The sequence below is a fragment of the Myxococcus sp. CA040A genome (assembly GCF_013336725.1).
Classification (GTDB): domain Bacteria; phylum Myxococcota; class Myxococcia; order Myxococcales; family Myxococcaceae; genus Myxococcus; species Myxococcus llanfairpwllgwyngyllgogerychwyrndrobwllllantysiliogogogochensis.
Map to the genome: position 1 here is coordinate 475705 of NZ_JABUMR010000004.1, position 26755 is coordinate 502459.

21 protein-coding genes, 1 tRNA gene and 1 pseudogene are annotated in these 26755 nt (G+C 69.4%); 9 read left to right on the top strand and 14 right to left on the bottom strand.

Annotation, left to right across the window (positions count from 1 at the left end; all coding sequences use genetic code 11):
* Nucleotides 1–505 precede the first annotated feature (505 nt).
* Nucleotides 506–2158 (top strand): annotated as a pseudogene (locus HUA75_RS18995) (ISL3 family transposase).
* A 97-nt stretch (nucleotides 2159–2255) separates the two neighbouring features.
* The gene (locus HUA75_RS19000) at nucleotides 2256–2735 is read left to right on the top strand and encodes a tyrosine-type recombinase/integrase (protein WP_174487218.1); all 480 of its coding nucleotides are present in this window, start codon (nucleotides 2256–2258) and stop codon (nucleotides 2733–2735) included.
* Nucleotides 2736–2978: 243 nt separating this feature from the next.
* Here the strand turns inward: HUA75_RS19000 and HUA75_RS19005 are convergent.
* The 6 genes from HUA75_RS19005 to HUA75_RS19030 all read right to left on the bottom strand — a co-directional run bounded on the left by HUA75_RS19005 (nucleotide 2979) and on the right by HUA75_RS19030 (nucleotide 9670).
* Nucleotides 2979–3060: transfer RNA gene (locus HUA75_RS19005), tRNA-Leu, on the bottom strand.
* Between the two features lie 86 nt (nucleotides 3061–3146).
* On the bottom strand, nucleotides 3147–3572 hold the full coding sequence (secG, locus tag HUA75_RS19010; RefSeq protein ID WP_141640856.1) for a preprotein translocase subunit SecG: 426 nt from the start codon (nucleotides 3570–3572) through the stop codon (nucleotides 3147–3149).
* A 93-nt stretch (nucleotides 3573–3665) separates the two neighbouring features.
* On the bottom strand, nucleotides 3666–4439 hold the full coding sequence (gene tpiA, locus HUA75_RS19015; RefSeq protein ID WP_174487219.1) for a triose-phosphate isomerase: 774 nt from the start codon (nucleotides 4437–4439) through the stop codon (nucleotides 3666–3668).
* A gap of 48 nt (nucleotides 4440–4487) precedes the next feature.
* Nucleotides 4488–5675, bottom strand: coding sequence for a phosphoglycerate kinase (gene pgk / locus HUA75_RS19020; RefSeq protein ID WP_174465071.1), 1188 nt, complete (start codon nucleotides 5673–5675; stop codon nucleotides 4488–4490).
* 28 nt (nucleotides 5676–5703) lie between these two features.
* Nucleotides 5704–6714, bottom strand: coding sequence for a type I glyceraldehyde-3-phosphate dehydrogenase (gene gap / locus HUA75_RS19025; protein WP_174455071.1), 1011 nt, complete (start codon nucleotides 6712–6714; stop codon nucleotides 5704–5706).
* A 100-nt stretch (nucleotides 6715–6814) separates the two neighbouring features.
* A complete protein-coding gene (locus HUA75_RS19030; RefSeq protein ID WP_174487220.1) occupies nucleotides 6815–9670 on the bottom strand; it encodes an N-acetylmuramoyl-L-alanine amidase in 2856 nt (951 codons plus the stop codon).
* 78 nt (nucleotides 9671–9748) lie between these two features.
* Between HUA75_RS19030 and HUA75_RS19035 the strand changes: the two genes are divergently transcribed.
* A complete protein-coding gene (locus tag HUA75_RS19035) occupies nucleotides 9749–10444 on the top strand; it encodes a diacylglycerol kinase family protein (RefSeq protein ID WP_174487221.1) in 696 nt (231 codons plus the stop codon).
* Between the two features lie 95 nt (nucleotides 10445–10539).
* On the opposite strand, the gene HUA75_RS19040 is transcribed toward HUA75_RS19035, so the two are convergent.
* On the bottom strand, nucleotides 10540–10740 hold the full coding sequence (locus HUA75_RS19040; RefSeq protein WP_246137768.1) for a hypothetical protein: 201 nt from the start codon (nucleotides 10738–10740) through the stop codon (nucleotides 10540–10542).
* A gap of 326 nt (nucleotides 10741–11066) precedes the next feature.
* On the opposite strand from HUA75_RS19040, the gene HUA75_RS19045 reads away from it, so the two are divergent.
* The 5 genes from HUA75_RS19045 to HUA75_RS19065 all read left to right on the top strand — a co-directional run bounded on the left by HUA75_RS19045 (nucleotide 11067) and on the right by HUA75_RS19065 (nucleotide 17970).
* Nucleotides 11067–12662, top strand: coding sequence for an NAD(P)/FAD-dependent oxidoreductase (locus HUA75_RS19045; RefSeq protein WP_141648330.1), 1596 nt, complete (start codon nucleotides 11067–11069; stop codon nucleotides 12660–12662).
* Nucleotides 12663–12695: 33 nt separating this feature from the next.
* Complete coding sequence (locus HUA75_RS19050; protein WP_141648331.1) at nucleotides 12696–13064, top strand: hypothetical protein; 369 nt, start codon at nucleotides 12696–12698, stop codon at nucleotides 13062–13064.
* 196 nt (nucleotides 13065–13260) lie between these two features.
* On the top strand, nucleotides 13261–14400 hold the full coding sequence (locus HUA75_RS19055) for a class I SAM-dependent rRNA methyltransferase (RefSeq protein ID WP_174455067.1): 1140 nt from the start codon (nucleotides 13261–13263) through the stop codon (nucleotides 14398–14400).
* Nucleotides 14401–14448: 48 nt separating this feature from the next.
* Entirely contained in the window at nucleotides 14449–16011 is a 1563-nt protein-coding gene (locus HUA75_RS19060) for a 3'-5' exoribonuclease YhaM family protein (protein ID WP_174487222.1), read from the top strand.
* 6 nt (nucleotides 16012–16017) lie between these two features.
* Nucleotides 16018–17970, top strand: a complete 1953-nt coding sequence (locus HUA75_RS19065) for an HD domain-containing phosphohydrolase (RefSeq protein ID WP_141648334.1) — start codon at nucleotides 16018–16020, stop codon at nucleotides 17968–17970.
* On the opposite strand, the gene HUA75_RS19070 is transcribed toward HUA75_RS19065, so the two are convergent.
* From HUA75_RS19070 to metG, 3 genes are all read right to left on the bottom strand, one after another.
* On the bottom strand, nucleotides 17957–18733 hold the full coding sequence (locus HUA75_RS19070; RefSeq protein ID WP_141648335.1) for a TatD family hydrolase: 777 nt from the start codon (nucleotides 18731–18733) through the stop codon (nucleotides 17957–17959). The genes HUA75_RS19065 and HUA75_RS19070 overlap by 14 nt on opposite strands.
* Entirely contained in the window at nucleotides 18730–19704 is a 975-nt protein-coding gene (locus HUA75_RS19075; protein WP_141648336.1) for a HEAT repeat domain-containing protein, read from the bottom strand. The genes HUA75_RS19070 and HUA75_RS19075 overlap by 4 nt, the downstream gene beginning before the upstream one ends.
* 452 nt (nucleotides 19705–20156) lie before the next feature.
* Nucleotides 20157–22289 (bottom strand): methionine--tRNA ligase, encoded by a 2133-nt coding sequence (metG, locus tag HUA75_RS19080; RefSeq protein ID WP_141648337.1) that lies wholly within the window; start codon nucleotides 22287–22289, stop codon nucleotides 20157–20159.
* Nucleotides 22290–22404: 115 nt separating this feature from the next.
* Here metG and HUA75_RS19085 point away from each other — a divergent pair, with 115 nt between their 5' ends.
* Nucleotides 22405–23211: an NRDE family protein gene (locus HUA75_RS19085; protein ID WP_174468449.1), complete on the top strand. Its 807-nt coding sequence runs from the start codon at nucleotides 22405–22407 to the stop codon at nucleotides 23209–23211.
* Here the strand turns inward: HUA75_RS19085 and HUA75_RS19090 are convergent.
* The 4 genes from HUA75_RS19090 to holB all read right to left on the bottom strand — a co-directional run bounded on the left by HUA75_RS19090 (nucleotide 23174) and on the right by holB (nucleotide 26704).
* Complete coding sequence (locus HUA75_RS19090; protein ID WP_174476496.1) at nucleotides 23174–23722, bottom strand: AraC family ligand binding domain-containing protein; 549 nt, start codon at nucleotides 23720–23722, stop codon at nucleotides 23174–23176. The genes HUA75_RS19085 and HUA75_RS19090 overlap by 38 nt on opposite strands.
* A gap of 111 nt (nucleotides 23723–23833) precedes the next feature.
* Nucleotides 23834–24295: a hypothetical protein gene (locus tag HUA75_RS19095; RefSeq protein ID WP_174487223.1), complete on the bottom strand. Its 462-nt coding sequence runs from the start codon at nucleotides 24293–24295 to the stop codon at nucleotides 23834–23836.
* Nucleotides 24296–24356: 61 nt separating this feature from the next.
* Nucleotides 24357–25673 carry a DNA polymerase III subunit delta gene (gene holA, locus HUA75_RS19100; RefSeq protein ID WP_141647601.1) on the bottom strand — a complete coding sequence of 439 codons (1317 nt, stop codon included), beginning with the start codon at nucleotides 25671–25673 and terminating at the stop codon, nucleotides 24357–24359.
* Nucleotides 25670–26704 carry a DNA polymerase III subunit delta' gene (holB, locus tag HUA75_RS19105; RefSeq protein ID WP_174455058.1) on the bottom strand — a complete coding sequence of 345 codons (1035 nt, stop codon included), beginning with the start codon at nucleotides 26702–26704 and terminating at the stop codon, nucleotides 25670–25672. Before holB ends, holA begins: the two co-directional genes overlap by 4 nt.
* Between the last annotated feature and the right edge of the window lie 51 nt (nucleotides 26705–26755).

Below are 26755 nucleotides of genomic sequence, written 5' to 3' on the forward strand. Positions count from 1 at the left end.
CGACTCCCGCTCGCAGCGCGATTGCGGTCGCGCCGGCGAAGTACGACGGCAGCCAGCCGGGAGCGGCTCCCAGAAGGGTCGGCGCAACGAAACTAGCTGATACGTGTGGCCTCACAACCAGCATAATTCCACCTACGCCAGCCCCTGTCAAAACAAATGTGAGTCCGCACGTACGCGAAAGGTCTCCGCCCACGCCTCCCGCTGCTCAGTCCACGTCCCCGCGTGGACCACGGCCTAGAGGGTCTGCTCGGCCATCGGCTCGGCACCGTCGACGGCCTTGAGCTTGAGCACTCGTGCCTGCAGGTCGGGGCGAGGAGGAGCAGATCGAGCGGCTGGGTCACCCGGGCGTGTGTGAGCCCCAGCTTGCTCGCCACGGCCGCCCGGTCGGCGACGAGGCCTCGATTGAGAGTCCCCCGCTTCCGTGGCTCTCCCGCACTTCGTGTGGTTCCCCTCTGGGGAGTAGGCAGACGCGGCAAGCTGCCAGCGGGGCGAATACACCCTGGGAATGGAAACGCTGTACCTACTTCCTGGGTGTCGGGTGGACCGGGTGGCCCACAGTAGCGCGGCGGGTGTCGTCCTCGGGGTGCGCAGGGAGGGCATTGGTGCCCGGCGTCCCTCCTGCCAGACGCCCAGTACCTTGGTGCATGGCAGCTATGTTCGTCGCCCGGCGGACCTGCCCGCCGCTGGGCACGCCGTGCAACTCGAACTCCGCGTGCGGCGCTTCTGCTGCCGAAACCCGGAATGCTCCCGCCGCACATTCGCGGAGCGGCCGGTGCGACGACTGCCTTCTCGGGCTCGGCGAACACGACGGCTCGCCACCGCGCAGTGCGCCGTCGCCGTCACAGCAGGAGCTGAGGCTGGGACCAGGCTGCTCAAGCCCTTGGCGATGCCCACCAGTCCCGACACCCTCCTACGGCTGATTCGCCGCGCTCCGCGGCCTCCTCCCAGCCCCGCCCACGTCCTGGGCCTCGACGACTGGGCACTGCGCAAGAGGCGTACCTACGGCTCCATCCTCGTCGACCTGGAAGCGCACTGCGTCCGCGACGTGTTGCCAGACCGCTCGACTCCCACGGTGAGCGCCTGGCTGCGTCATCACTCGGCGTGGAAGTCATCGCCAGAGGCCGGTCGACAGAGTACGCACGAGCGGCGGTGCTGGGTGCTCCGCAGGCCCAGCAGGTGGCGGACTGCTGGCACTTGCTGCTGAATGGACGGCAGCTGATAGAACGTTGGATGACCGGCGCTCACCCCCGACTTCGAGCACTGCCAGCCGTGTCGAGTGGGGGCGCTCCGCCAGCCCACCAACACACCAGCTTCTCTCGAACTCACGCCGAAGCTCGCTCCCGAGAGGAGAGCCGCTCTCAGTGAGTCGCTGCATACGAAGCCGTACGGCCTCGTCGCTTGGCCGGGGAGCCCCTAGTGAGAATCAGTCGCACGCTGGGGGCTGGCGCGAGGAACCGTGCGCAAATATGCCGCCGCCGGAGCCTTTCCCGAGCGCGCGACGCGTGTGCCCGGACCGAGCATCCTCGACCCTTATCTGGAGTACCTGACGCAGCGACAGGCTGCGGGGTGTGAGAACGCTTCTGCCCTCTGGCGGGGGATTCGCGCCCAGGGCTTTCGTGGCACCAAAGGCCAGGTCCACCGTTGGCTCCAGGTGTGGCGGACCGTTCCACCTCGCGCAGGGGTGCGCAGCTACCCCGGCGGCGACTGGTGGTCGAAGGGCACGTGCCCCGACGCGCTCGCCTCGCCGAAGCAACTGGCCTGGCTGTGCGTGAAGAGGCCCTCCGAGCTGACCTCCACGGAGGCTGCGACGTTGGCGCGCATCGAGCAGGATGAGGAAGCCGCGCGTGTCGTTGCATTGACTCGGCGCGTCTGCGAGGTCGTGTGCTCGCTCGGCGTTTCCCAAGGAGCAAGGCCAACAAGGTCCTGTAAGCCCTTCGAAGTGTGGCTGGGCGAGGCTCGCGCGTGCGGTGTGCGCGCGGTGGAGACCTTTGCGGAGGGCCTCGAACAGGACGTCGATGCCGTCCGGGCTGCACTGACCTCTCCCTGGAGTAACGCTCAGGCCGAGGGCCAAATCACGAAGCTCAAGCTTCTCAAGCGTCAGAGCTATGGCCGCGCCAGCTTCGACCGGCTGCGTCGTCGCGTGCTGCTCACGGTCTGAACCTACAGTCCACACGAAGTGCGGGAGAGCCACCGAAACAGGTGACGCTCAGTCGAAGGAAGGGCTCGCCAAGAAGAGCGTCAACAACCTGCTGACCGTGCTGCGCAAGCTCCTGGCCCTCGCCCAGGAGTTCGGGGAACTCAGCACCGCGCCCAAGGTGGTGTGGCTCAAGGCCCCCAAGCCCGAGATCGACTTCCTCTCTTTCGAGGAAGCCGAGCAGATGGAGAGCCACGCGGAACCCGGCCGGTGGAAGGCGATGATCATCCTCGCCCTCAACTCGGGGCTGCGCATCGGTGAGCTGGCCGCGCTGTCCTGGGACTGCGTGGACATGGCCAACGGACGCCTCGTGGTGAAGCGGAACGTCTACCGAGGGCATCTGGGCACTCCCAAAGGTGGCCGAGAGCGAGAGATACCTCTCAATGACCGGGCGCTGAAGGCCCTGCGCGAGTACCCGCGACGACTCAACTCGCCATGGGTGTTCTCGCAGCGGGACGGCAGCTTCATCCGCAATCCCCAGCACGCCTGCGTGGAGGCCATCCTCCGCAACGCAGAGCCGGCAGGCATCCGACCGACCTAGTGGCGCACGCTGCGCGACATCTTTCGCGAGCCACCTCGCAGTGCGCGGAGTGCCATTCAAGGCCATCCAAGAGTTGATCAGGCACACCACCATCGAGATGGCGATGCGCCACTCGGACGTGGTGATGCGGATGCGGTTTGAGCCCTTAACATGCGCACACCAACGGCAGAGTGACAGGAAGGCCGCTCTTCCCAGAAACGACAAAAGCCCCCGAGTCTTTCGACTCGGAGGCTTCTATCGGAGTGCCCAGGGCGGGATTCGAACCCGCACACCTTTCGGCGCCACCCCCTCAAGATGGTGTGTCTACCAGTTCCACCACCTGGGCGTTTCTGCGCGGACCATCTACAGGACCGCACCGGATCACGCAACGAGTTTCTAACCGCTGCGTGCTCCAGATTTATTCGACGGCTCTTACGGAGCCGGAGTCGGCGCCGCCGGCTGAGCAGGAGCCGACTGGCCCTCCGCCGGAGCCGCCGGAGCCTCACCACGAGGCTGCTCGACCGCGCCAGGCGCCGACTGCTCGCCCGCCGGAGCCGCCGCGCCCGGGGTCGCCGGAGCCGAAGCCGCCGGAGGAGGCGAAGCCACCGAACCACCCGCCGCCACCGAGGAGCGAAGCCCCACGAAGGAGAGGCCGAGCGAAGTGAAGAAGAACATCGCGGCACAGACGCCCGTGAGCTTGCTCAGGAACGTCACGGCACCACGACCACCAAAGGCGCTCGTGGCCGCGCCGCCGCCGAGGGCCGAGCCCATGCCAGCGTCCTTACCCGGCTGCAGCAGGATGACGAAGATCATGAACACGCAAACGAGGACGTGCACGATCGTGACGAAGGTCAGCATGAGAGATCTTTCGAACGTTCCGTGAAAAGGAGGCGCACCCTACACAAACTGCCGAATGGGTGACAACTTCTTCCGCCCGCCAGTGAACCTACTCTAGGTGGCCGCCTTGATGATGGCCGCGAAATCGCCCGCCTTGAGGCTCGCCCCGCCGACGAGCGCCCCGTCGATGTCCGGCTGCCCCAGCAATTCCGCGGCGTTGTCGGGCTTCACACTGCCGCCGTACTGGATCCGCACCCGCCCGGCCGTCTCCCCGTCGTACAGCCGACCAAGGAGCCCTCGGATCGCCGCGTGGACCTCCTGCGCCTGCGCCGACGTCGCGTTGCGCCCGGTCCCGATGGCCCACACTGGCTCGTACGCCAGCACGAAGGTCGCCACGTCCTTCGCCTCGATGCCCGCCAGCCCGCCCCGGACCTGACGCTCCACGACGTCCAGCGTCTGGTTCGCCTCGCGCTCGGCCAGCGTCTCGCCCACGCAGAGGATGGGCTTCATGCCAGCGGCCACGACAGCACGGGCCTTCTTGTTCACCGACTCGTCCGTCTCGCCGAACAGCTGCCGGCGCTCCGAGTGCCCCACGATGACGTAGGCGCACCCCAGCTCCGCCAGCATCGGCGCGGACACCTCGCCGGTGAAGGCACCGGACGACTCCCAGTGACAGTTCTGCGCGGCCAGTTGCAGCGGCGCCCCTTCCAGCGCGACGTGCAGCGGCTGCAGCGCCAGGAACGTCGGCGCCACCACCACCTCCACCACATCTCCGACGGCGGCCACGGTCCCCCGCAGCTCGCGCACCAGTGCCAGCGCCTCCGGCACCGTCTTGTTCATCTTCCAGTTGCCGGCGACGATCTTCCGACGACGAGCCGAGACGGCCATGAATCGCTCCCCCAGAGGTGTGGTGGTGTTGCTTGGCGGCGCGGAAGATTAACGCGTTTCCAGCGCCTTGATGCCCGGCAGCTCCTGACCTTCCAGGAACTCCAGTGATGCGCCTCCGCCAGTGGACACATGGCTGAGCTCCTTCGCCACGCCCATCTGCTCCACGGCCGCCGCGCTGTCGCCGCCGCCAATGACGGTGACGGCCTGCTTGTTGTTCGCCATGGCCGTGGCGACCGAGCGGGTGCCCTCGGCGAACTTCGCCACCTCGAACAGGCCCATGGGGCCGTTCCAGATGACGGTGCGCGCGTCGCGGATGTGCTGGGTGAAGATGGCGCGCGTCTTGGGGCCGATATCCAGGCCCATCATGTCCTGGGGCACCACGTTGTCCGGCGTCTCGAGCGCGATGCTCTTGTCCGTCAGCTCCGTGCCGACGATGTGGTCCACCGGCAGGACGATGGGCGTCTTGAGCCGGTGCGCCGCTTCCAGGAGGCGCGTGGCCAGCGACAGCTTGTCCCCCTCGACGCGGGACTTGCCGACCTCCACGCCCTGCGCCTTGAGGAAGGTATAGGCCATTGCGCCGCCGATGAGCAGCGCGTCCACCTTGGGCAGCAGGTTCTCGATGACCTTGATCTTATCGCTGACCTTGGAGCCCCCGAGGATGGCCACGAAGGGCTTCTCCGGGTTCTTCAGCACGCGGCCCAGGTACTCGATCTCCTTCTTCATCAGGAGGCCCGCGGCCTTCTCCTTCACGAAGGGCACCATGCCCGCCGTGGAGGCATGGGCGCGGTGCGCGGTGCCGAAGGCGTCGTTGATGTAGACGTCGGCCAGCGCCGCCAGCTCGCGGGCGAAGGTCTCATCGTTGGCCTCCTCTTCCTTGTGGAAGCGGAGGTTCTCCAGGACGACGACCTGGCCTTCCTTCAGGTCCTTCACCTGCTTCTTCACGCCGTCCCCGATGCAGTCATCCGTGAGGATGACCTCGTGCTTGGGGCCGAGCAGCTCGGCCAGTCGCGCGGCGACCGGCTCGAGCGACAGCTTGGGGTCCGGGCCCTTGGGACGGCCCAGGTGGGAGGCCAGCATGACCTTCCCGCCGAGCTCCAGCGCTCGCCGGATGGTGGGCAGCGCCTCTCGGATGCGGGTGTCGTCCGTCACGCGCCGCCCCTCCAGCGGGACGTTGAAGTCCACGCGAATGAAGGTGCGCTTGCCGGTGAGCTGCAGCTCGTCGATGTAGCGGATCATCTGGTCTCCCCTGGGCCCCTGACGGGGACTAGACGCCCTTGGACACGAGGAACTTCGCCGTGTCCACCATGCGGTTGGAGAAACCCCACTCGTTGTCGTACCAGGCCATGACCTTGACCATGTTGTCGCCCATCACGAAGCAGTTCGTGGAGTCGAAGATGGCCGAGTGCGGGTTGCCGTTGTAGTCCACCGACACCGTCAGCGCGTCGCTGAACTCCAGGATGCCCTTGAGGGGGCCAGCGGCGGCCTTGCGGAACGCCTCGATGATGGCCTCGGCCGTCACGTTCTTGGTGGTGTTCACCGTCAGGTCCACCAGCGACACGTTCGGGGTGGGCACGCGCACCGACATGCCGTGCATCTTGCCCTTGAGCTGCGGCAGCACCTCGCCAATGGCCTTCGCGGCGCCGGTGCTCGAGGGAATCATGGACAGCGCGGCGGCGCGGGCGCGACGCATGTCATCGTGGGTGAGGTCCAGGATGCGCTGGTCGTTGGTGTAGCTGTGGATGGTCGTCATCAAGCCCTTCTCGATGCCAAAGCCGTCCAACAGCACCTTGGCGACGGGCGCCAGGCAGTTGGTGGTGCACGACGCGTTCGAGACGATGTGGTGCTTGGCCGCGTCGTACTCGCCGTGGTTGATGCCGTAGGCGATGGTCAGGTCCGGGCCCTTGGCCGGCGCGGAGATGAGGACCTTCTTGGCGCCCGCCTTCAGGTGCTTCTCGGCGCCCTCGCGGCTGGTGAAGCGGCCGGTGCACTCCAGCACCACGTCCACGTTCATGCTCTTCCACGGCAGCACCGTGGGGTCCTTCTCCGCGGTGACGGTGATCTCCTTGCCGTCCACCACGATGCCCTTGTCCGTCGACTTCACCTCGCCCGGCCAGGTGCGGTGCACGGAGTCGTACTTGAACAGGTGCGCGAGCGCGGCGGGCTTGTCGAGGTCATTGATGGCGACGATCTCGAGGTCTTCCTTGCGGCTGAGGGCGGCGCGCAGGATGCAGCGACCGATGCGACCGAAGCCGTTGATGGCGATGCGGGTGGCCATGTTCGTGTCTCCTTGGGAGAGGTGGGCGCGGATGGGGCGCCCACGGGTCATCACGTCAGAAAATAAGGGCCGCCGACCGTAGGCACGCGGCCCCGCCGAGTCAACGCTTCACGTCGCTCGCGCGACGACGCGCGCGCCGAAGCTGAACAATCACCCCGAGCAACAGCCAGAGTCCGGTGCCCGTTCCCGCGCCCGCCCCACAGCCGCAGCCGGAGTCACCGAGCGGATAGAACTGCGGCAGCGCGTCCAGGACGATGGGGGCCGGAGGCTCGGGCGGCTCCGGAGGATGCGGGTCCACCCCGCGCGGCGCCACGCATCCGCTCAGGAGGCCTGGGCCCGAATCGCCAGAGTCCCCGACGGGCGGAGTGGCCGGCGCGGGGAAGCCCGCGCGCACCAGGAACGCGGACAAGAGCCGCGCCCGGGCCGCCCGGTCCACCACCGACTCGAAGGGAACACCCAGCAGGAGCACCTGTCCCCCCGGCATGGAGAACACGCCAGCCGACAGGTTCGTCCCCGCGTACCGCAACACCGCCGAGCCCCCCGACGCCGGGGTGAGCACGTCCGTCACTCCCACCGGGTAGGCCCCCCGGGTGCCGTCGTCCAGCGTCAGCCCGGTCAGCTCGGAGAGGAAGTCCCCCGGCACGCCCTCCACGCTCAAGGGCGGAGTGCCCGTGCCAGGCGAGGCCCGGAGGATGTCCGCGAGGAACGCCTTGTCGTCCGCGTCTCCCACCGACAGCGCGGAGGTCAACTGACCACCGGACAACAACAGGTGACCGCCCCCCGTCACGAAGGCGCGCAGCGCGTCCTGCTCGGCGCGCGTCGGACGGGCCCCCGCCTCGCCACCCCGGCCGGTGAACCAATCCACCACGCGGTACCCCGCTCCCACGGACACCAGCCCCGCCGCCACCGCTCCGCTCGTCGCGCTGTCGAAGGCGAGCCCGGACTGGCTCATCGCATCGCCATGGCGACGCACGTACGTGCCGTCGTTCATCGCCTCCAGCAGCACCCGCAGCGGAGCCTGGAGGTCATAGACATCCAGCGCCTCGCCACAGGCCAGCGCCGAGTCCAGCCGCTCGAACGCGTTGACGACCAGCGCTGGCGGCGCCTCGCCCGCGCGAACCCCGACGATGGCGGAGGGGAAGCCCTCGCCGCCCGCGCTCACCGCCGCGACTCGGAAATAACGCACGGTGCCCGCCGCGAGGGGCAGGCTGAAGGTCGTCTGCGTCACCTCGGTCCCCTCGTCCCAGCCCTGACCATCCGCGCTCTGATAGATGCGGTACGCGGTGGGCGCGTCATGGCCCTCCTCGTCCGGGTTCGCCGCGGGTATGGCCCAGCGGACCTCCACCGTGCCCGCCGAGGCGTTGCGCGCCACCACCGCACCCGGCGCCTCCGGAGGAAGCTGGATGGCCACGCCGTCGCGGGTGGCGAAGTACTTGATGAGCCCCTGGAGGATGGCGCGCGCGGCGACACGTCGGAAGGCCGGCTCCTTGAGGCGGTTCGAGTCGGCGACGGCGTCGTGGTAGGCGATCTCCAGCAGCACGGACGGCATCTCCGAATTGTGCGTGGGGTTCACCTCGCCCAGGTTCGCGGAGCGCAGGTTGCGCACGCGCCAGTTGGCATCCACCTCTCGACGGACGTCCCGGCCCAGTTCGTCCAGCAGCGCCCGCGCCAGCACGTCGCTGCCAGGCACGCCCGTGAAGTTCAGCGTGCCGTCCACCGGGTTCGGCCCGTACACGTAGGCCTCGGTACCGACGACGTTTCCCGTCGTCGAAGCGTTGGTGTGCCAGGCCACGTAGACCGCATCCTCACCCTCCTCGTGCAGCCACGCCGCGAAGCGCGCGCGCGCCGTCACGTCCGCGTTGCGCTCGTTGGCCAGGGCGTTGGCCCCGGTGGGCGCGTACACGGATGCCGGGGCACCACTGAACTGCACGTGGTAGCGCGCGGCCTCCTCGTAGCGGGGGCGCGGCAGCGCGGCCATCTGCGCATCGCCGATGACGCCACTGCCGCCGCCGAAGCGCACGGCGTCCAGCGACACCGTGCTCCCCTCCTCCGCGTCGTTCATCAGCACCACCGAGGCCGCCTCCGGCCCCGCGCCCGACTTGAAGAAGAAGCGGCCCAGCAGCACCCACGTCCCGCCATGGCGGCGCTGGTTGACGCGGAAGTGGCTCTCCCCTCCCGAGTGGCGCACCACATAGTGCGCGTTCGTCGTCCGAGCGGGGTCCGCCCCATAGGAGACATAGACGTTGTAGTGGCCATCCGCCGGCACCACCGGCGCCCAGGTGGCAGAGGCAGTGGGAGTGGTCGCGGTGGTGAGCACGCGCGTGGCCCCCAGCGTGAACGGCTCCACCGCGTTGCCCATGGGCGTCGGGGGCGTACCCCAGCCCTTTTGCGCGGTGGTCTGGAACAGGCCCTCGTCCCCTTCCTGCGAGTAGCCCGCGCCCCCCTCGTCGACGATGACCATGCGCGGGTTGAGGTCCGACTCGCGCACCGGCACCACCGTGGCGCCCACCCCCATCAACATGGGCAGCAGGTACTGGTTCACGACCTCGGCGGAGATGAAGTCCTCCACCACCGCCCACGTATTCGGGCGCTGCGTGGCCCATCGACCCAGGGGCGCGGCCCGGTAGAAGCCATGGCCCGGGCTCAGATAGATGACCTTCCCGGACAGCGCTCCGGCCCGCGTCCGGGTCTGCGGTACCCCCGCGAGCGACGCACGCACCGTCCCGTCGCGAGCCTCCCGCCGCACGACGGGCGCCTCGGTGGCGCTCAGCTTGCGCGTCTCATGCGCGCGGGGCGAGGGCGCCGGGAGGTACACCACACCGGGAGGCTCCAGCCCACAGGCGTTCGCTTCTTCCTCTTGAACAGGGGCAGGGGCCTGGGCCCCCGCGAGTGACGACGTCAACAGGAAGGCCAGCAGCACGCCACCTGGACGCGCCCGGAAGAAGTTGGTGCTCATGGCGAGTGACCTTACCTATTCACATCTCCACGGCAATCGAACCCGTGAGTGCTAGCCTGCCCGCCCCTTCAGGTTCCGATGACCGTACCTGCCCGGCCACCTCCCCACTTCCCTCCTCGTCGCGGCTCGGGGCTCTTCGCCTCATTCGGCCACGCATGGGCGGGCCTCATCCACACCGTCGTCCACCAGCGCAACATGCGCGTGCACCTCACCTCCGCCATGCTGGTGGGACTGGTGGGCAGCGGCATCGCCCTGGGGCTCGCGGAGAAGGTGACGCTCATCTTCTGCGTGCTGCTCATCTTCTTCGCGGAGATCCTCAACAGCGCGCTGGAGCACCTGGTCGACCTGGCCGTGCAGCAGTTCGACGAGAAGGCCCGGCTCACCAAGGACGCCGCCGCCGCGGGCGTGCTCGTGCTCGCGCTGGGCACGGTGGTCATCTTCGCCGCCATCCTCGTGCACAACTGGGAGACGGTGCGCACCAGCACGGACGCCATCATCCGACAGGTGGCGTTCGGCATCCCCCTGACGGCCTGTGTCCTCGTGCTCGTGCTCCCCCAGCGCCGCCCGCTCTGGGTGGATCTGCTCGCCTTCCTCGGCGGCGGTGTGCTGCTGGGCATCCTGGCGACACGCTCGGCCAGCATGGTCTTCAGCGCGATGACGGCGGGGCTGCTCTTCGTCGCCGGCTCAGCGGCCTACACCCGCCGACGCGAAGCGCGCTCCACGGGGCAGCCACCGGGCGATTCGCCCATCCGCGGACATAAAAAAACCGGCTGACGCCGGTCCACCTGCCACCTCGTGGGCGGGAGCCCCGAAAACCAGTCCGGAGCCCGCTCACCCGCCGAGGGTCTATTCGGTGAAGTCTCGCACCATCAGGCGCGCTGGCGCCACTCGGAGCCCTGCTCCTGGGCCGGCACCGCGACTTCCTTGTCGCCTTCCTTCAGGTCCGACGTCACCAGATCAAGCAGCTCCGTGGCGATGCCGATGACCTGGTGCGGGGTGTACCCGCTCGCGCGCAGCTGGTTGAAGAAGGTGCGCGCCAGGATCCGGGTGCCCTTTTGATCGGTGCTCACAGTGAATGCCTCCAAATGGGGCGGCGAAATGAGGGGGGCCGCCGTGTAATCACGCGAGCCCTGTTCTTCAACCCCCGTGCCAGTCGTTCTCTTCCGGAACGATTCCATAATAATTCCAATGGCTTGGATGAAAATATGGCCCGGCATGGCCCCGCCAGGGGTGCGAAGGAGCCTACGCACCCTGGGGAACCCCCGAGGGAAGTGGATGGCGGGGTGCATCACGGGATACGCACCCGGATAAGGGCTCGGGCCCCCCGTGGTTTCAAGTGCTTGCAATCTTTCACCGGGGTGAAGCAGATACGCGCCCCCACCAGGAGCGAACGGCAATGGCGTATCGGGTGAACAACATCGGGCTGTGGCTGGACGAGCCGGAGGAGCTGCTCGGTCAGCGGGCCGCGGAGAAGCTGGGCGTCACCCGCTCCGATCTGGCCTCCGTGCGGGTGGTGCGTTCAGTGCTGGACGCTCGCAAGAAGGGCAGCCCCCGCTACATCTACACCCTGGAAGTGGAGATGGCCCCCGGCCGCAAGCCGGCGCACATTCCGCCGGACGTGGGCGAAGCGCCTCCGCCGCCAGAAGTCCTTCCCCCGGTGAAGGCGCCCGAGCAGTGGCCCATCATCATCGGCACCGGCCCCGCCGGGCTGTTCTGCGCCCTGGGTCTCTTGGAGCGCGGCGTGCGCAGCATCCTGCTGGAGCGCGGCCGTGAAGTCGTCGCGCGCCGCAAGGACGTGGCGAAGCTGATGCGCGACGGCACGTTGGACCCCGAGAGCAACATGAACTTCGGGGAAGGCGGCGCGGGCGCGTACACGGACGGCAAGCTGTCCACGCGCATCAACCACCCCATGGTGCGCAAGGTCATCGAGGCCTTCGCCCGCTACGGCGCGCCGGACCACATCCTCATCGAGGGCAAGCCGCACATCGGCTCGGACCTCCTGCCCGGCGCGGTGGCGAAGCTGCGCGAGGAGCTCATCGCCGGCGGCTGCCAGGTGCACTTCGAGCAGCGCGTGGACGACCTCCTCTACCGCGACGGGCACGTGGCCGGCGTGAAGCTGGCCGACGGGCGCACGCTGGAAAGCAATCGCGTCATCCTCGCGCCCGGCAACTCCGCGCGGGAATTGTACGAGCGCTTCGCCGCCGACGGCCGCGTCCTCGTGGAGGCCAAGCCCTTCGCGCTGGGCTTCCGCGCCGAGCATCCGCAGGCGCTCATCAACGGCATCCAGTACGGCAGCGCCGCGAAGAATCCGAAGCTGCCCCCCGCCGACTACAAGCTGGCGGAGAACCTGGACGTGGATGGCGAGGTGCGGGGCGTCTATTCGTTCTGCATGTGCCCGGGTGGAATCGTGGTGCCCACGCCCACCCAGGACGGGCTCCAGTGCACCAATGGCATGAGCAACTCGCGCCGCAACGCGCGCTACGCCAACGCCGGCATCGTCGTCTCCGTCTCCGTGGCGGACTTCGAGCGCGAGGGCTTCCGTGGCCCGCTGGCGGGCCTGGAGTTCCAACGGCACTGGGAAGAGAAGGCCTATGAGTTGGGTGGCGGACGCTTCTTCGCGCCGGCGCAGACGATTCCGGACTACCTGGCCGGCCGCGTGAAGAAGGACCCGGGAGGCACCAGCTACCGTCCGGGGCTGGCCCACGTGGACCTCAACCGCCTGTTCCCGGAGCGGCTCACCACCTCGCTCAAGCAGGCGCTGAAGACGTTCGACCGGAAGATGCGCGGCTTCATCAGCGAGGAGGGCAAGCTGATTGGAATCGAGAGCCGCACCTCGTCGCCGGTGCGAGTCACCCGGAACGAACTTCTTCAGTCGGTGTCCATGAAGGGCCTGTATCCGGCGGGCGAGGGCTGCGGTTACGCGGGCGGCATCGTCTCGTCGGCCATTGATGGTCTGCGCATCGCGGAGCAGATTGCCACCGAGCTGGCGTGAGGCGAGGTCGTGCCTCACGGAAGGAGAGCTGCCATGCGTTACATCGTGCGCACTCCGGACGGAGAGCTGACCTATCCCAGCCTGGGTGACGTGGAGCGCGCCTACACCCAGGGCCTGGTGGACCCGGACGACGAGGTGCGGGAGGAGAGCTCCAGCCTGTGGCGCAAGGCGGGCAGTCTGCCCGTGCTCGCCCAGGCACGCCGGCCGTCTTCGGGGCTGGCTGCTCGGGGACAGTGGCTGCCCGTGGCGGGCGCGGTGCTCGTGGGCGCGCTGGCCCTGGCGCTGGTGCTGCGCGACTCCTGGCACCTGCGAATCCTGGGCATCATCCTGGCGCTCGTCGTCAGCTCCATGCTCACCCGGGTGACGTTCAAGGCGTTCAAGCGACCTCCACCCCAGCCGTGAGCATCAGAAGCCCGGCCCCCTCGGCCGAGGCGCTCCAGACGGCATCCCCCCGGCTTCGCGGCTCGCCTCCTCCCCTGCCCTCCAGCGCGGGGGCCAGGCGTCCGCCGACATCGGCAAGCGCACGGCCCATGTTGTCCGCTGGAAGCAGTCCACGGGCGTCCGGTCCCGTGGCACCACGCGAGAGGGAGGACGCACCTTGCTCAGCACCTATCTGTCCCGGGATGCCGCCCGCCGCCTGAAACACGGCGCCCCCTGGCTGCGCCGGGAGGACATCGTCTCCATGGAGGGAACGCCCCAACCCGGGGAGCCCGTGCAGCTCCGGGACGAGGACGGCGCGGTGCTGGGCCTGGGTGACGTGGACCTGGAGGCCTCGCGCGCCGTGCGCCGACTGGGCATGCCGGACGAGGCCGTGGAGGGCCTGATTCCCCGCCACCTCCGCCACGCCTTCGAGCGCCGGGGCCGGCTGGTGGATGACCCGCGCTTCTGCCGGGTGGTCAACGATGACGGGGACGGCCTGCCCGGCCTCATCGTGGACCGGTACGACACGCACTTCGTCGTGCAGACCCTCACCCGCTCCATGGACGCGCGGCACCAGGAAATCACCCGCGCGCTGGTGGAGGTGACGGGCGCGAGCTCGGTGCTCCTGCGCAATGACTCCGGGCGCCGTCAGGTCCTGGGCCTGCCCACGCAGCGGCCCCACGTCCTCTACGGCACCCCGCCCCGCTGGTGCCGGCTCTTGGAGCTGGGCGCCCGGTTCACCGTGGACCTCACCTACGGCCAGGGCACGGGCTACGCGTATGACCAGCGCGAGCTGCGGCGCGTCGTCGGGCGCATGGCCTGGGACGGCCGCGTGCTGGACGCCAGCTGCAACGTGGGCGGCCTCTTCGTCCACGCGGGACTGCATGGGGCCCGACACATCCTCGCCTTCGACGCGGACGCGGACGCCGGAGACCTGGCCCGGGAGAACGCGGAGGCCAACGGGCTGTTCGGCCGGGTGATGGTGGAGAAGGGCACCGCCCTCCAGGCCCTGCGCGCGGTGCGAGAGACCTTCGACCTGGTGTTGCTGGACACGCCCCGGGTGGGCTCCGAGGAGGAGTTCGTGGAGCAGATCCGGTACGCCCTGCGGCGCACCCGCCATGGGGGCCGCTTGCTCGTGGTCGGCTACCACCCACCACTGGCCCTGGGCGGCTTCGACGAGCTGGTGGCCACCGCCTGCGAGGCGGAGGCGCGCATCGCCACCCGGCTGTCTCGTCCTGGACTGCCCCCGGACCACCCCACACTGGTGGGCTCCCCTGGCGCGGAGTACCTCGACGCGGTGGCGCTCGAGGTCACCTGACGCGAGTCCCCCGCGCCGCCTTCCGGGGTGCTAGTGTCCGCGCCCGCGATGACCAACGAAAACGTCCCCGATACCGCGACCCCCACCCCGGCAGGTTCCGTCGAGACCGTCCGCAAGGTGTACGCGGTCGACCTGCGTGAGAAGGACCGCGTCAACACTGTCTTCCGCGTCACCAAGAAGGAGAAGGTGACGGCCCGAAGTGGCAAGGTGTTCCTGGCCATGACGCTCGTCGACAAGAGCGGCGAGGTCGACGCGCGCGTCTTCGACAAGGTGGACGCGCTCGAGCCCGCCTTCCAGTCGGGCGACTTCGTGCTCGTCCAGGGCAACGTCATCCAGTTCCACGGCCGCACCCAGATTGTCGTGGAGGCCGTGGAGCGTCTGGACCCCGAGCCCCTGGACCCCAAGGAGTTCGAGCCGCCCCCCGCCCCGCCCCCGGAGGCGAAGCCCGCCGCCGAGGCGAAGCCCGCTCCCGAGCCGCGCGCCGAGAAGGCGGACAAGGTCGAGAAGGTAGAGAAGACGGACAAGGGCGAGGGCCGTCACGAGGGTGGCGGTGGCGCTCGCGCAGTGGGCCTCATCCGCGAAATCGTCAACGAGCGGGTCAGTGATCCGCACGTGAAGCAGCTCCTGATTGCCTTCCTGGAGGATCCGCAGGTGGCCTCGGGGCTGCCGGTGGCGCCGGCGGCCAAGGGCATGCACCACGCGTGGCGCGGCGGTCTGGCCGAGCACCTGCTGTCGGTGATGCGGCTGACGCTGCGGGTGGCGGACCACTACCCCATGGCGGACCGTGACCTGCTGCTGGCGGGCGCGCTGCTGCACGACGTGATGAAGGTGGCGGAGATCTCGCCGGACAAGGGCTTCGACTACACGGACGAAGGCAAGCTCGTGGGTCACCTGGTGATGACGGCCCAGAAGATTCGCGAGAAGACGCTGGCCATCCCCGGCTTCCCGCCGCTGCTGGAGCAGCACCTCACGCACCTGGTCATCTCCCACCACGGCCAGCTCGAGTACGGCAGCCCCAAGGTGCCGATGACGCTGGAGGCGCACATCGTCCACGCGCTGGACTCGCTGGACTCGCGCATTGCCTCGTGGCTGGAGGCCATGCAGCGCGACCCCAACGACAAGTGGACGGACGTGCTGCGCCACTACGACCGTCAGCTCTGGAAGGGCCCCGCGCCCACCAGCCGGGGCCGCGCTCCGGTGGAGGGTGGCGGCGCTGGCGGAGGCCGTCGCAAGTCTCGCGAGGAGAAGCGCAAGGCCCGGGGCGAGAAGTCCCCGAGCCAGGGCACGCCGCCCGCCGAGGGCACCGCCCCCGTCGCGCGCGAGGAGTCTCCGCGTCCCCCTCGTGAGGATCGTCCGCCGCGCAAGGAGCGCCCGCCCCGCGAGGAGCGTGCCCGGGACGAGCAGCGTCCGCCTCGTGAGGACCGCCCGCCTCGTGAGGATCGTCCGCCTCGCGAGGAGCGTGCGCCCCGCCCTCCCCGTGAGGACCGTCCGGCTCGCGACCCGAGCGGCCTGCCCAAGGAGCTGACCTTCAAGCCCTTCAGCGCGCTCACGTCCCTGCCCCCCGCCTCCGAGTCCACATCCAAGAATGGAGAGGGCTCCTCGGAAAGCTGAGTCGTCATGGCGAAGAAGCTGGGTGAGCGCCTCATCGAGGCAGGACTCGTCAACGCCGGGGCCGTGGAGCAGGCCCTGGAGCACCAGAAGATCACCGGCCACAAGCTGGGGGACTGTCTGGTGGAGTTGGGGCTCCTCCAGGAAGCGGCGTTGCTGCGCTTCCTGGCCGCGGAGTTCCAGACGCGCTTCGTGAGCGCGGACAAGCTGGCCAAGGCGAAGATTCCCACCGAGGTGCTCGACAGGCTCCCGGTGCGTCTGGCCGAGGCGCAGAACGTGCTGCCGCTCGCGGTGGACCCGGACAGGAAGCTGTTGTCCGTGGTCGCCGCGGAGCCGCAGAACAAGGCGCTGATGGACGAGATTGCCCTCGTCACGGGCATGTCGGAGGTCTACGCGTACGTGGGCCTGCGCGGCGCCATCGCCGCGGCCATCCGCAAGCACTACTACGGCGACCCCACCGCGTTCGCCGCGCTGCTGGAGTCGGCGAGCGCGCACTCGAACCCGACCGAGTCGACGTCGCGCACGGGGGCCGCGGAGCACAACCGCACCTCCACCAGCAACCGCACCAGCCTGTCCTTCCGGATGGAGACGGACGCGCGCATGCGGCTGCAGCGCGCCAGCGGCACGCAGGTGGCGGGGCGCCCCTCGTCCACGCAGCGGCGTGAGCCGGGCGGACCTCGCGGGCTGGTCAGCGACATCGACTACGTGGAGACGCTGGGCATCCTCGTGGGGCTGCTGGAGCAGGACCGCCAGCGCCACCGGGGACACTCCGCGCAGCTCGCGCGCCAGGCGGGCATCGTCGGCCAGCGCATGGGCATGCCCCACAAGGAGCTGGCCGCGCTGTCCATCTCCGCGTACCTGCATGACCTGGGCAAACCCTCCGAGCGGCACTTCTCGCTCGCGAGCAATGCCGTCAACTCGGAGTGGAAGGCCCAGGCCCGCGCGGCCTGTCGCGCGCCCACCAAGCTGTTCGAGACGGTGCACCTGCCCACGCAGGTCAACACCATCCTCGCGCAGCTCTACGAAGCCTGGGACGGCTCAGGCACCCCGCAGGGCGCCAAGGGCGAGGAAATCACCCTGGGCGCGCGCATCCTCGCCGCGGTGGACAGCTTCCTGGAGCTGACGAAGAACCCCGGCAACGCGCTGGGCAAGGCGCTGACGAAGGAGCAGGCGCTGGAGCACCTGAAGACGAACTCGGGCGTGCTCTATGACCCCGTGGTGGCGGACATCGTCATCCAGCTCCAGAGCGGCGAACTCTTGCGCCACCGGCTGGAGAGCGAGGGCCGACAGGTGCTCGTCGTGGAGCCGGACGAGACGGCCCGGGGCGAGCTGCTGGAGGCGGTGCTCAAGCAGGGTCTGGTGGCCCACGCGCTGTCCACGCAGGAAGGCGCGCAGGACGGGCTGGCGCGGCAGGACTGCGACGTGCTGGTGGTGAGCCTGCGACTGGGGCAGCAAGAGGTGCTCGACCTGCTCCAGCAGGCGCGCTCCACGCCGGAGACGGCGGGCCTGCCCATCGCCGTGGTGGGCGAGCCGGACGCGTCCACGCGCGAGCGGCTGATGATGGGCGGCGCCACGGAGCTGCTGCCTCCCGGTGACAAGTCCCTGGTGGCCAAGGCGGTGCGCGCGATGCTCGAGGACCGGGTGCTGCACAACGGCCCGGGCCGCGTGGTGCGAGGCAGCTTCGACGAGCTGCCTCCTCGGGAGCTGCTGCGCACGCTGGGTGGCGGAAAGAAGAGCGGCAAGCTCCAGCTGCGTCAGCACACGCTGGAGGGCTCACTCCACCTGGAGGGAGGCCGCGTCGTCTTCGCCTCCTTCGGCGGCCACACCGGAGAGCCCGCGCTGCAGGCCCTGCTGAAGCTCAAGCAGGCCGACTTCCAGTACGACCCGGACGCGCTGCTGCTCGACGTGCCGCAGATGGACCAGGACCTCCAGGCCCTGGCCGGCGGCGTCACCTCAGGGTGAGGTTGAAGAGGGCGGCGGCGTTGGCGGTGGTGACCTCTGTCACCGTCTCCAGCGCCACGCCCTTCAGCTCCGCCAGCTTCCGCGCCGTCTCCACCACGTGCGAGGGCTCGTTCTTCCGCCCCCGGTGCGGCACGGGCGCGAGGAACGGGCTGTCCGTCTCCACCATCAGCCTGTCCAGCGGCGCGAAGCGCACGGCGTCCTGGAGCGCCTCCGTCTTCTTGTAGGTGATGACGCCGGACAGCGAGAGGAAGAAGCCCCGGTCCAGGTAGCGCCGCGCGGCGTCCGTGTCTCCGGTGAAGCAGTGGATGACGCCTCGGGAGACGCCCACCTCACCGAGAATCGCGTCGCAGTCCTCGTGCGCGTCACGCACGTGGACCACCAGCGGCTTTGCCAGCTTCACCGCGAGGGCGCACTGGTGCCGGAAGACGCGGGCCTGCACCTCACGGGGTGAGTGGTCGTAGTAGTAGTCGAGCCCGGCCTCGCCCACGGCGCGCACCTCCGGGCGGGCGCAGATGCGCTCCAACGTGGCCAGGTCGTCTTCCGTGGCCCGCGCGGCTTCGTGCGGATGGATGCCAAGCGTGGGCGACAGGAACTCAGGATGCGCGGCGGCCAGCTCCAGCGCATTGCCCCACTCGCCGGGGCCATGGAACTGCCCGACGACGATGGCGTGGACGATGCCCGCGGCGCGCGCTCGCTCCAGCACGGGAGCCACGTCCGCGAAGTCCTTCACTTCCAGGTGGCAGTGCGCATCCACCAGTCTCATGGCTCCTCCTGAAACAAGTCGTCCAGTTCCTGCCGGGCCTCGGGTGAGGTGAAGGTGCTCACCGAGGCGCGCACACGCTCGCGGCCCGCCTCGTCCCCCAGACGCCACACCCCATCGGCCGCATCCAACCGGTCCTCTTCGTCCGCGGTCACGTCCTGGAGCAGCGCGAGCAGCCAGGGCAGCGCCCGAGGGTCACCCAGCCGCCCCAGGCCTCGCGCGGCGGCGCCACGGCAGGAGTCCTTCACGTCGTCGAGGATGACCTTCAACCGCTCCAGCGCGCCGGGGGCCTTCACCTCGCCCAGCAGCTCCACGGCGAGGGCGCGGTCCTGACTCCACTTCTTGCGCGAGCGCTGGAGCAGGTGCGCCGAGCCCGCGGCGTCACCCAGCTTCGCGAGCACACCCGCGGCCTGGGTCCTGTCGAAGGCGGGAAGGAGCCAGCGTCCGAACAAGCGCTTCACGGCGGGCAAGGCGCGCGCGTCCTCCAGCTCGGCCAGGGCACCGAGGGCGCGAAAGCGCAGCAGGTCCGCGTCGAGCGCGTCGATGAGCACATCGAGTCCCGCCGGATGCTTGAGGGCGGCGATACCCCGGGCGGCCTCGAAGCGAACCTCGGGGACGGAGTCCTCCAGCATGCCCGCCAGTGCCCCGCGCAGCTCCGGCCGGTACAGGTCCGCCAGTCGACCGGTGGCCTCCAGGCGCACCAGCGACTCCGCGTCCCGCAGGTAGGAGATAAGCAGCGCGGGCAGCTCCTCGGGAGGAAGGGCCACCGTCGCCAGCGCGATACCCGAGCGCTTCACTTCCGGCTGGGCATCCGCCAGCAGCCGGGGCACCACTTCCGCGAAGTCCGCCGCGGGCGACGGAGCTTCCAACGCGAGGTGATGGAGCTGTTGCGCCGCCTCCGCTCGGAACGCCGGACGCTTCTCGCTCTCGAGGGTCAACAAGGCCCGGTCCCGCTCCGCACGCCAATCCGTCACGTCCAGTCACCTCGCTGCCCGACTGCCTCGCGGCCCCGAGCCCCATGAGTGGGGAATGGCCCCAACCTCACGCCCATCCGTCACGACTCGCCCTGGACAGCCACGGCCCCGGAGCGACGAGCGGCTGACAACCGCTCTACCAGCGCTTCACCTGCGACTCGCTCCGGAAAAGACACAGCCCCGGAGCCACGCGAAGCGGCATTCGACCGCCCCGCCAATCCACAACGTTTCGGCCCGGAAAGACAAAGCCCCGGAGCCACGCGAGGCGGCATTCGACCGCCCCGCTCATCAACAACGTATCGCCCGGCAGCCAAAGCCCAGGAGCCACGCGAAGCGGCACTCGCCCGCTCCGCGCATTCACGACGTGTCGGCCCGGGCTCGTGCGAGAGACACCCTCCACGCGCCCGCACCGGGCCGGCGAGCGGAGCAGGTTCGCTCCGCCCACCGCCACGTCACTTCACGTCGCTGCCCGGCGGGACGTTGCCCGGATCCAACAAGGACAGGTCCTTGCCGCCAGGGCCCGCGGTCAGGAGCATCCCCTTCGACTCGATGCCCTTCAGGCTGCGCGGCTTCAGGTTCGCGACCACCACCACGTTGCGCCCGACGAGCGTCTCGGGAGCAAACGCCTCCGCGATGCCGGAGACGATGGTGCGCGGACCGCTCGGTTCACCCACGTCGACGGTGAGCTTGAGCAGCTTGTCCGCCTTGGCGACCTTCTCCGCCGCCAGCACCTTGCCCGACTTGAGCACCACCTTGACGAAGTCCCCGTACTCAATCTCCCCCGAGCCAGCGGCCTCCGCGGCCCCTGCCCCCGAGGACGCCTGAGTGACAGGCGCGGGCTCGGCCGGCTTCTTCTCGGCCTTCTTCTCCTTGCCGCCGCCTTCGGCCTTCTTCGCCTCGGGCGCCGGCGTTGCGGCGGGCTCCCCCGGCGGCGTCACGATGATGGCGTTGACGCGGTCCTCTTCCAGTCGCGGCAACAGCGGCTCCGGAGTGCCGATGGGACGGCTGCGATCCAGCAACGGATACTTCGCCCCCTCCAGCGCCTGGAACGTGAGCGGCGTGGCGCCCAGTTGTGCGAACAGCTTCTCCGACAACCGAGGCGTCACCGGCGCCAGCAGCGCACCCAGCAGGTACACCACGTCGGCGGCGTCGGACAGGTCCGCGCGCGCGGCCTCCGCGTCCTTCTTCAGCAGTGCCCACGGCGCCGCCGTCTGCACGAAGGCATTCGCCGCGGAGGCGATGTCCGTGATGACGCGGATGGCGTTGCGGTACTCCAGCTTCTCGAAGGCCTCGCGAACCTCGGGAACGCGAGCGAGCACGGACTCCACCAGCGCCCGGCCCGGTCCCTCGGACCGACCTGGCGCGAGCGTCCCGCCCAGCGGCCCGGCCAACAGCGACAGCGCGCGGTTGGCCAGGTTGCCCACGTTGTTCACCAGCTCCCCGTTCACCCGCAGACGGAAGTCCTTGAGGTTGAGGTCCAGGTCCTCCACGCCCGCGCCCAGGTTGGCCGCGTAGAAGTAGCGCAGGTAGCTGGGGTCCAGCTGGTTGAGGTAGTCGCGCACCGGAACCATGGTGCCGCGGCTCTTCGACATCTTCTCCCCGTTCACCGTGAGGTGGCCGTGGACCTTGATCTCACTCGGGATGTGCAGGCCCGCCACGTCCAGCACCGCGGGCCAGAAGAGCGCGTGGAAGTAGACGATGTCCTTGCCGATGAAGTGGACGATGCGCGCGCCGCTGTCCTTGGCCCAGTAGTCCAGCGCGCTCTTCGCCTTGCCCGTCTCCTTCGCCCACTTCTCCGTCGTGGCGATGTAGCCGATGGGCGCGTCCAGCCAGACGTAGAAGTACTTGTCCGTCTCGCCCGGAATCGCGAAGCCGAAGTAGGGGCCGTCGCGGCTGATGTCCCAGTCCGCCAACCCCTTCTCGAAGAAGCCCTGGAGCTGCGCGGCGAGCCCGGGATGAATGAAGCCAGGCTTGCGCAGCAGCTCCTGCAGGAAGTCGGCGTGGCGAGACAGCTTGAAGAACAGGTGCTCGGACGTTTTGCGCACCGGCGGCGTCGAACACAGGGAACAGCGAGGGTCGATGAGGTCCGTGGGGCTGTACGCCTTGCCGCACTTCTCACAGGCGTCGCCGTACTGGTCCACGGCCTTGCAGTTGGGACAGGTGCCCTTGATGAAGCGGTCGGGCAGGAAGCGACGGTCCTTCTCGCAGTACGCCTGTTCGACGTCCTTGCGCTCGATGTCGCCCTTCTCCTTCAACCGCCCGTAGATGAGCTCCGCGTACTGGCGGTTCTCCGGCGAGTTGGTGGAGTGGAAGTAGTCGAACCGGACATCCAGGTCCTGGAAGTCCTTCTGATGCTCGTCCTGGAAACGGGCGATGAAGTCCTCGGGCTTGAGGCCCTGCTTCGCCGCGTTGAGTTCGATGGGTGTGCCGTGCGTGTCGTCAGCACAGAAGTAGACGACGTCCTTGCCGCTGGAGCGGAGGAAACGGACGTAGATATCGGTCTGGATGTACTCGACGGCATGGCCGATGTGGAGCGGGCCGTTCGCGTACGGAAGCGCACTGGTGACGAGGATTCTCTCCGCCATGGACTCTCCTGGGGGCGGCGGACATTAGCCGCTCGGTGGGCCGAGGTCATCGACGGCGTGGAGCCCGCGAGCACGAATGCACCGCGGGGCCGGGGATGTTATCGACCGGAAACGCATGTGCACCATCATCATCCTTCGCCAGGTCCATCCTGAGTGGCCGCTGGTGCTCGCGGCCAACCGGGACGAACTCCTCGCGCGTCCCGCGACAGGCCCACAAGTCCTGCTGGAGTCTCCCCGCGCCGTGGGGGGACGGGACGTGGAGCGCGGCGGGACGTGGATGGGCGTTACTAACGAGGGCCTCTTCGTGGGCCTGACGAACCAGCGCGGCGGGCAGGCGAGGGGCCCGGCCCCCCGTTCGAGGGGCGAAGTCGTCCTCCAGGCCCTCGGTGCGGGCACGGTCGAGGGCATCGAGCGCTACCTGGACACGCTCTCCGGCGAGGACTTCCTCCCCTTCAACCTCCTCTATGGCGACGCCCGGACACTCCGGGTGGCCTATGCCCGGCCCGGACAGTCCCGACTCCGACGCGAGGATGTCCCGCCGGGCATCCATGTCCTGCCCAACGACGTGCTCGACTCGACGGAGCTGCCCAAGGTCCAGCGGGCCAGGAAGCTCGCCGAGGGGCTGGTGCACGAGCCCTGGTCCCGGTTCGAGGGAGGCCTGAAGGCCCTGCTGGCGGACGACCTGCTGCCTCCCCTGGAGGCCCTGCCCGCGCAGCTCTCCGGCGAGTCGTTTCCCCAGGACTTCCGCCAGCAGCTCCAGGCGCTGTGCATCCACACGCCGGCCTATGGCACGCGCTCCTCGGCCATCGTCGCCCTCGCTCCCGGACGCGTCGGGCACTACCTGACGACAGAGGCGCGCCCCTGCGAGGGGCCCTGGCAGGACGTCACGGCGATGCTTGATGCGCCCCTCCCCCCAGCGTGAGCCCCGCCCGTCCCGGCCCCAGTCGCGACAGCAGGCCCGCCAGCAGGACCCACAGCCGGGGCTCCCTCTCGAGTCCCGGTGCCCTCAGCGCCCGGTGCAACGCGACGAAGTCCCGCGCCACCTCCGGGTCGTCGAGCACCGCGCAGCCTCCGAGCAGCAGCTCTTCTCCGGGAGGCTCATCCTCCGATTCCGGCCCCGAGGGAGAAGAACCGCCCAGGAACGCGGCCGGCACGAGCATTCCGCACAACACTCCCGGCCGCCCGCCTTCACCGCGCAGCGCGTGGACCTCTCCCGGGGGAATGACGACCAGACTCCCAGGCAGGGCTGTCAGACGAGCGCCTCCACATGACACCTGCTGGACATGTCCGGCATCCAGCGTGAGCTGGAGTTCGTCGTGGACATGCAGCGCCTGGGAGTTCGCTCGGCCACTCACCCGATACAGCACCAGCCCTGGATACGACACCGGGCGCCAGACCTGCGCCGTCGCATAGCCGTCCCATTCCGTCGCCATGGCCTGCTCCCGCCCCGTCATGCACGGGTGTCAGGAAAGCTAGACGCGACGACATGCCCTCACAGCTGGCCGCGAGGCCCCGGGTTGCTGTCCGCTGCCGGGCAGTCCCCTTCAGCCCGGCGCGACAGGCGCGGGCTCGCCCACCAGGACGCGTGCACGGCCGTCCATGGAGAGCTGCACCTCTTCCACCGTGGCGAAGCCCGCCGTGCGAGCCAGCTCGGCCAGGTGCCGCATCCACGGGTTGTAGGGCATGCCGTTGTCGGAGCAGCAGGGCACCACGGCGAAGGGAAGGCCGTGCCGGGCCGCGTACTCGATGATGATGCGAGTGGCGCCATCGGGGTGCATGCCCACCACCAGCTCCGCGTCGCACGGCTCCTCCAGCGTGAAGGGGCGCTGGGCGTACGTCACCGGCAGGTGCTTGTGCCGCAGGTCGAAGGTGGTGACGGCCCGGCCGCGCCGGGTCAGCGCCTCGTTGAGACGCCCCTGGCCTCCCGCCACGTCGAAGACGCGAGGGGCCACGAAGCGCGACACGATGAAGTCCGCGAAGAGGTCGAAGCGACGCTTGTCCGCCATACCCGGCCTCCTCTACCCGAGCCGGACGCCAAGTGCACGTCCCCCGCCGCCCGCCCGCTCCTCAGGCGCCGAGGCACACCGTGGCCAGGAGTCGCTCGATGACGAGCCGCCCATTGCCGGAAGACTTGAGCGACAGGTCCGCCTCCGCGCACGCCACCAGCGAGCCCAGCAGCTCCTTGCGCTCGTAGCCGGCGGCGGCCTTCATGCTGAACGTGAGCGCCCAGGCGTTGGGCATCTTGCGCCGCGTGCCCTTCAACTCCGCCTCCAGCTTGGGAAACACCCGGGCCTCCACGTCCTTCGCGGTGCGTGGGGGGGTGCCCCCGGCGTAGCGGAACATCCACTCGTGGGCTTCCAGCAGGCCGCGAACGATGGAGGCCACCGCGCCCAGCAACTGGAGCGCATGGGTCCCCTGCCCCATCGCGTCCTCGGCGTACGACAGCGCGCCGCGGAAGTCCCGCTTCTGGAGCGCCTCGGACAGCTCGAAGAACTCCTCCTCGCGAGCGTGGTGTACCAGCGAGACGACATCGGAGCGCTCGATGGCCGGCCCGTCCGAGTAGGTGGCCAGCTTCTCCAGCTCCGACTGGAGCAGGCGGATGTTGCCGCCGACGCGCTCCTTGAGTTCCTCCAGCGCGCCGGGCCCCAGCTTCTTCTTGAAGGGCGCCAGGAACTCCTTGGCGATGTCGGAGAGGTCCAGGTCCTTGTGGCGAGCGGCCACCTTGCGCTCGACGACGTGGCCCTTGTCCTGCACCAGCTTCACCAGCGGATTCTTCGCGTCCACCTCCGTGGCCGCCATCACCAACGAGTGCCCCGCGGGGACGCCCTTCTGGATGAGGTCCATCAGCACCGTGGCGTCGCCCTCCGGCGCGGTGATGCGCTCCTCCTTGCAGAAGGCGGCGGCCTCCTTGAGGAAGGCCACGTCCGCTTCGGCGAGGTCGACGTTCAGCTCTTCCTTCCACTGCTCCACCGACGGAGCGCCAGACGCGGACGGGTCCAACCGGTCCACGCCCCACCCCGCGCGCGCGGCCAGCGCCAGCAGTCTCCGCGCGCCTTCCTTGCGCTTGCCCGCCTTCCACGCCTCGCGAGCCTTGGCCAGCGGATCTCCCCGCCCCTTCTTCGGCGCGAGGAACTCCGGGTCCCTCACGACGACGACCTTGCGGCCAGGGAACAGCGGCATGGTGGCCAGCTCCTGCGCCACCTCGCGCGGGCTGCCCGCGTCCAGCGTCACCAGGTTGAGCCCCACCGCCGCGTCGGGGACGAGCACCTTCACCAGCTCGTCCGCGCCCTTGCGGACCAGGTACTCCTCGCCCCACAGCAGGTACAGCGGAGAGACCTTGCCGGCCTTCACGCCCGCGAGCACGTCGTCCAGGTCCGAGCTCATCGTGCGGTCTCCGTGAACAGGTCGATGAGCATCCGCTCCAACTGCAGCCGGGGCGCGCCGTTGCGAGCCACCGCCGCGCGCGCCGCCTCCAGCAGCGCGTGACGACGGTGCAGCCCCGCATCGGAAATACGCGAGGCCACCTCCACCGCCAGCGAGCGCAGGTCCCGGTTCGCCAGCGAGTCCTCGCGACCGGCCCTCACCAGCGCCACGTCGCGCGTCCACAACACCAGCAACTCCAAGGTCGCCTCCGCGTCCTCGCGCGAGCCGCCGTGCTCGTCCGCGAAGCGCAAGAGGCCCACCGCGTTCTCGCCGCGCAGGGACTCGAAGGCGGTGACGACGTCCTTGCGTCGCGCCAGCGCTTCCACGTCCAGCGCCAGCGCGCGGCCCAGGCTGCCACCGGCCATGATGGCCGCGAGCTGCGCGGTGTCAGCGTCCAGCTTGCGCTCGGTGCGCACGCGCTCGGCGACGAGCTCCACGGAGAGCGGACCGAAGTGCACCTTGCTGCACCGGCTGCGGATGGTGGGCAGGAGCTTGTCCATGGCGTTGGCCACCAGCACCAGCGTGGTCTCCGACGGAGGCTCCTCCAGCGTCTTGAGGAACGCGTTCTGCGCCTGCACGTTCATCGCCTGCGCGGAGATGACGATGGCCACCTTGCGACGAGACTCCAGGCCGCGCAGGGCCAGCCGCTCCTGGAGCCCACGAATCTGCTCCACGCGAAGTTCACGACTCGGCGTGCCCGTGAAGTCCGAGCGCCCCGCCAGCCCGCGCGACACGCGCTCATCGTCCGGCATCACCCACGTGACGTCGGGATGGAGTCCGCGCGCCACCCGCACGCAGCTCGCGCAGGCGCCACAGCCCACGTTCGGCTGCTCGGGGCAGGTCAGTGCCTGGGCGAGCCCCACGGCCGCGAGCTCCTTGCCCACCCCCTCCGGCCCAGCGAAGAGATACGCATGGTGCACCGCACCACCGCGAAGTGCCGCCTGAAGTGAATCAATCGCGCGGGGCTGTCCCAGCACCGATGCGAGCGTCATGGCGCGTGTATCCCTGCTTGCGCGCCACGCGTCAACCGCTGCCTTGACCCT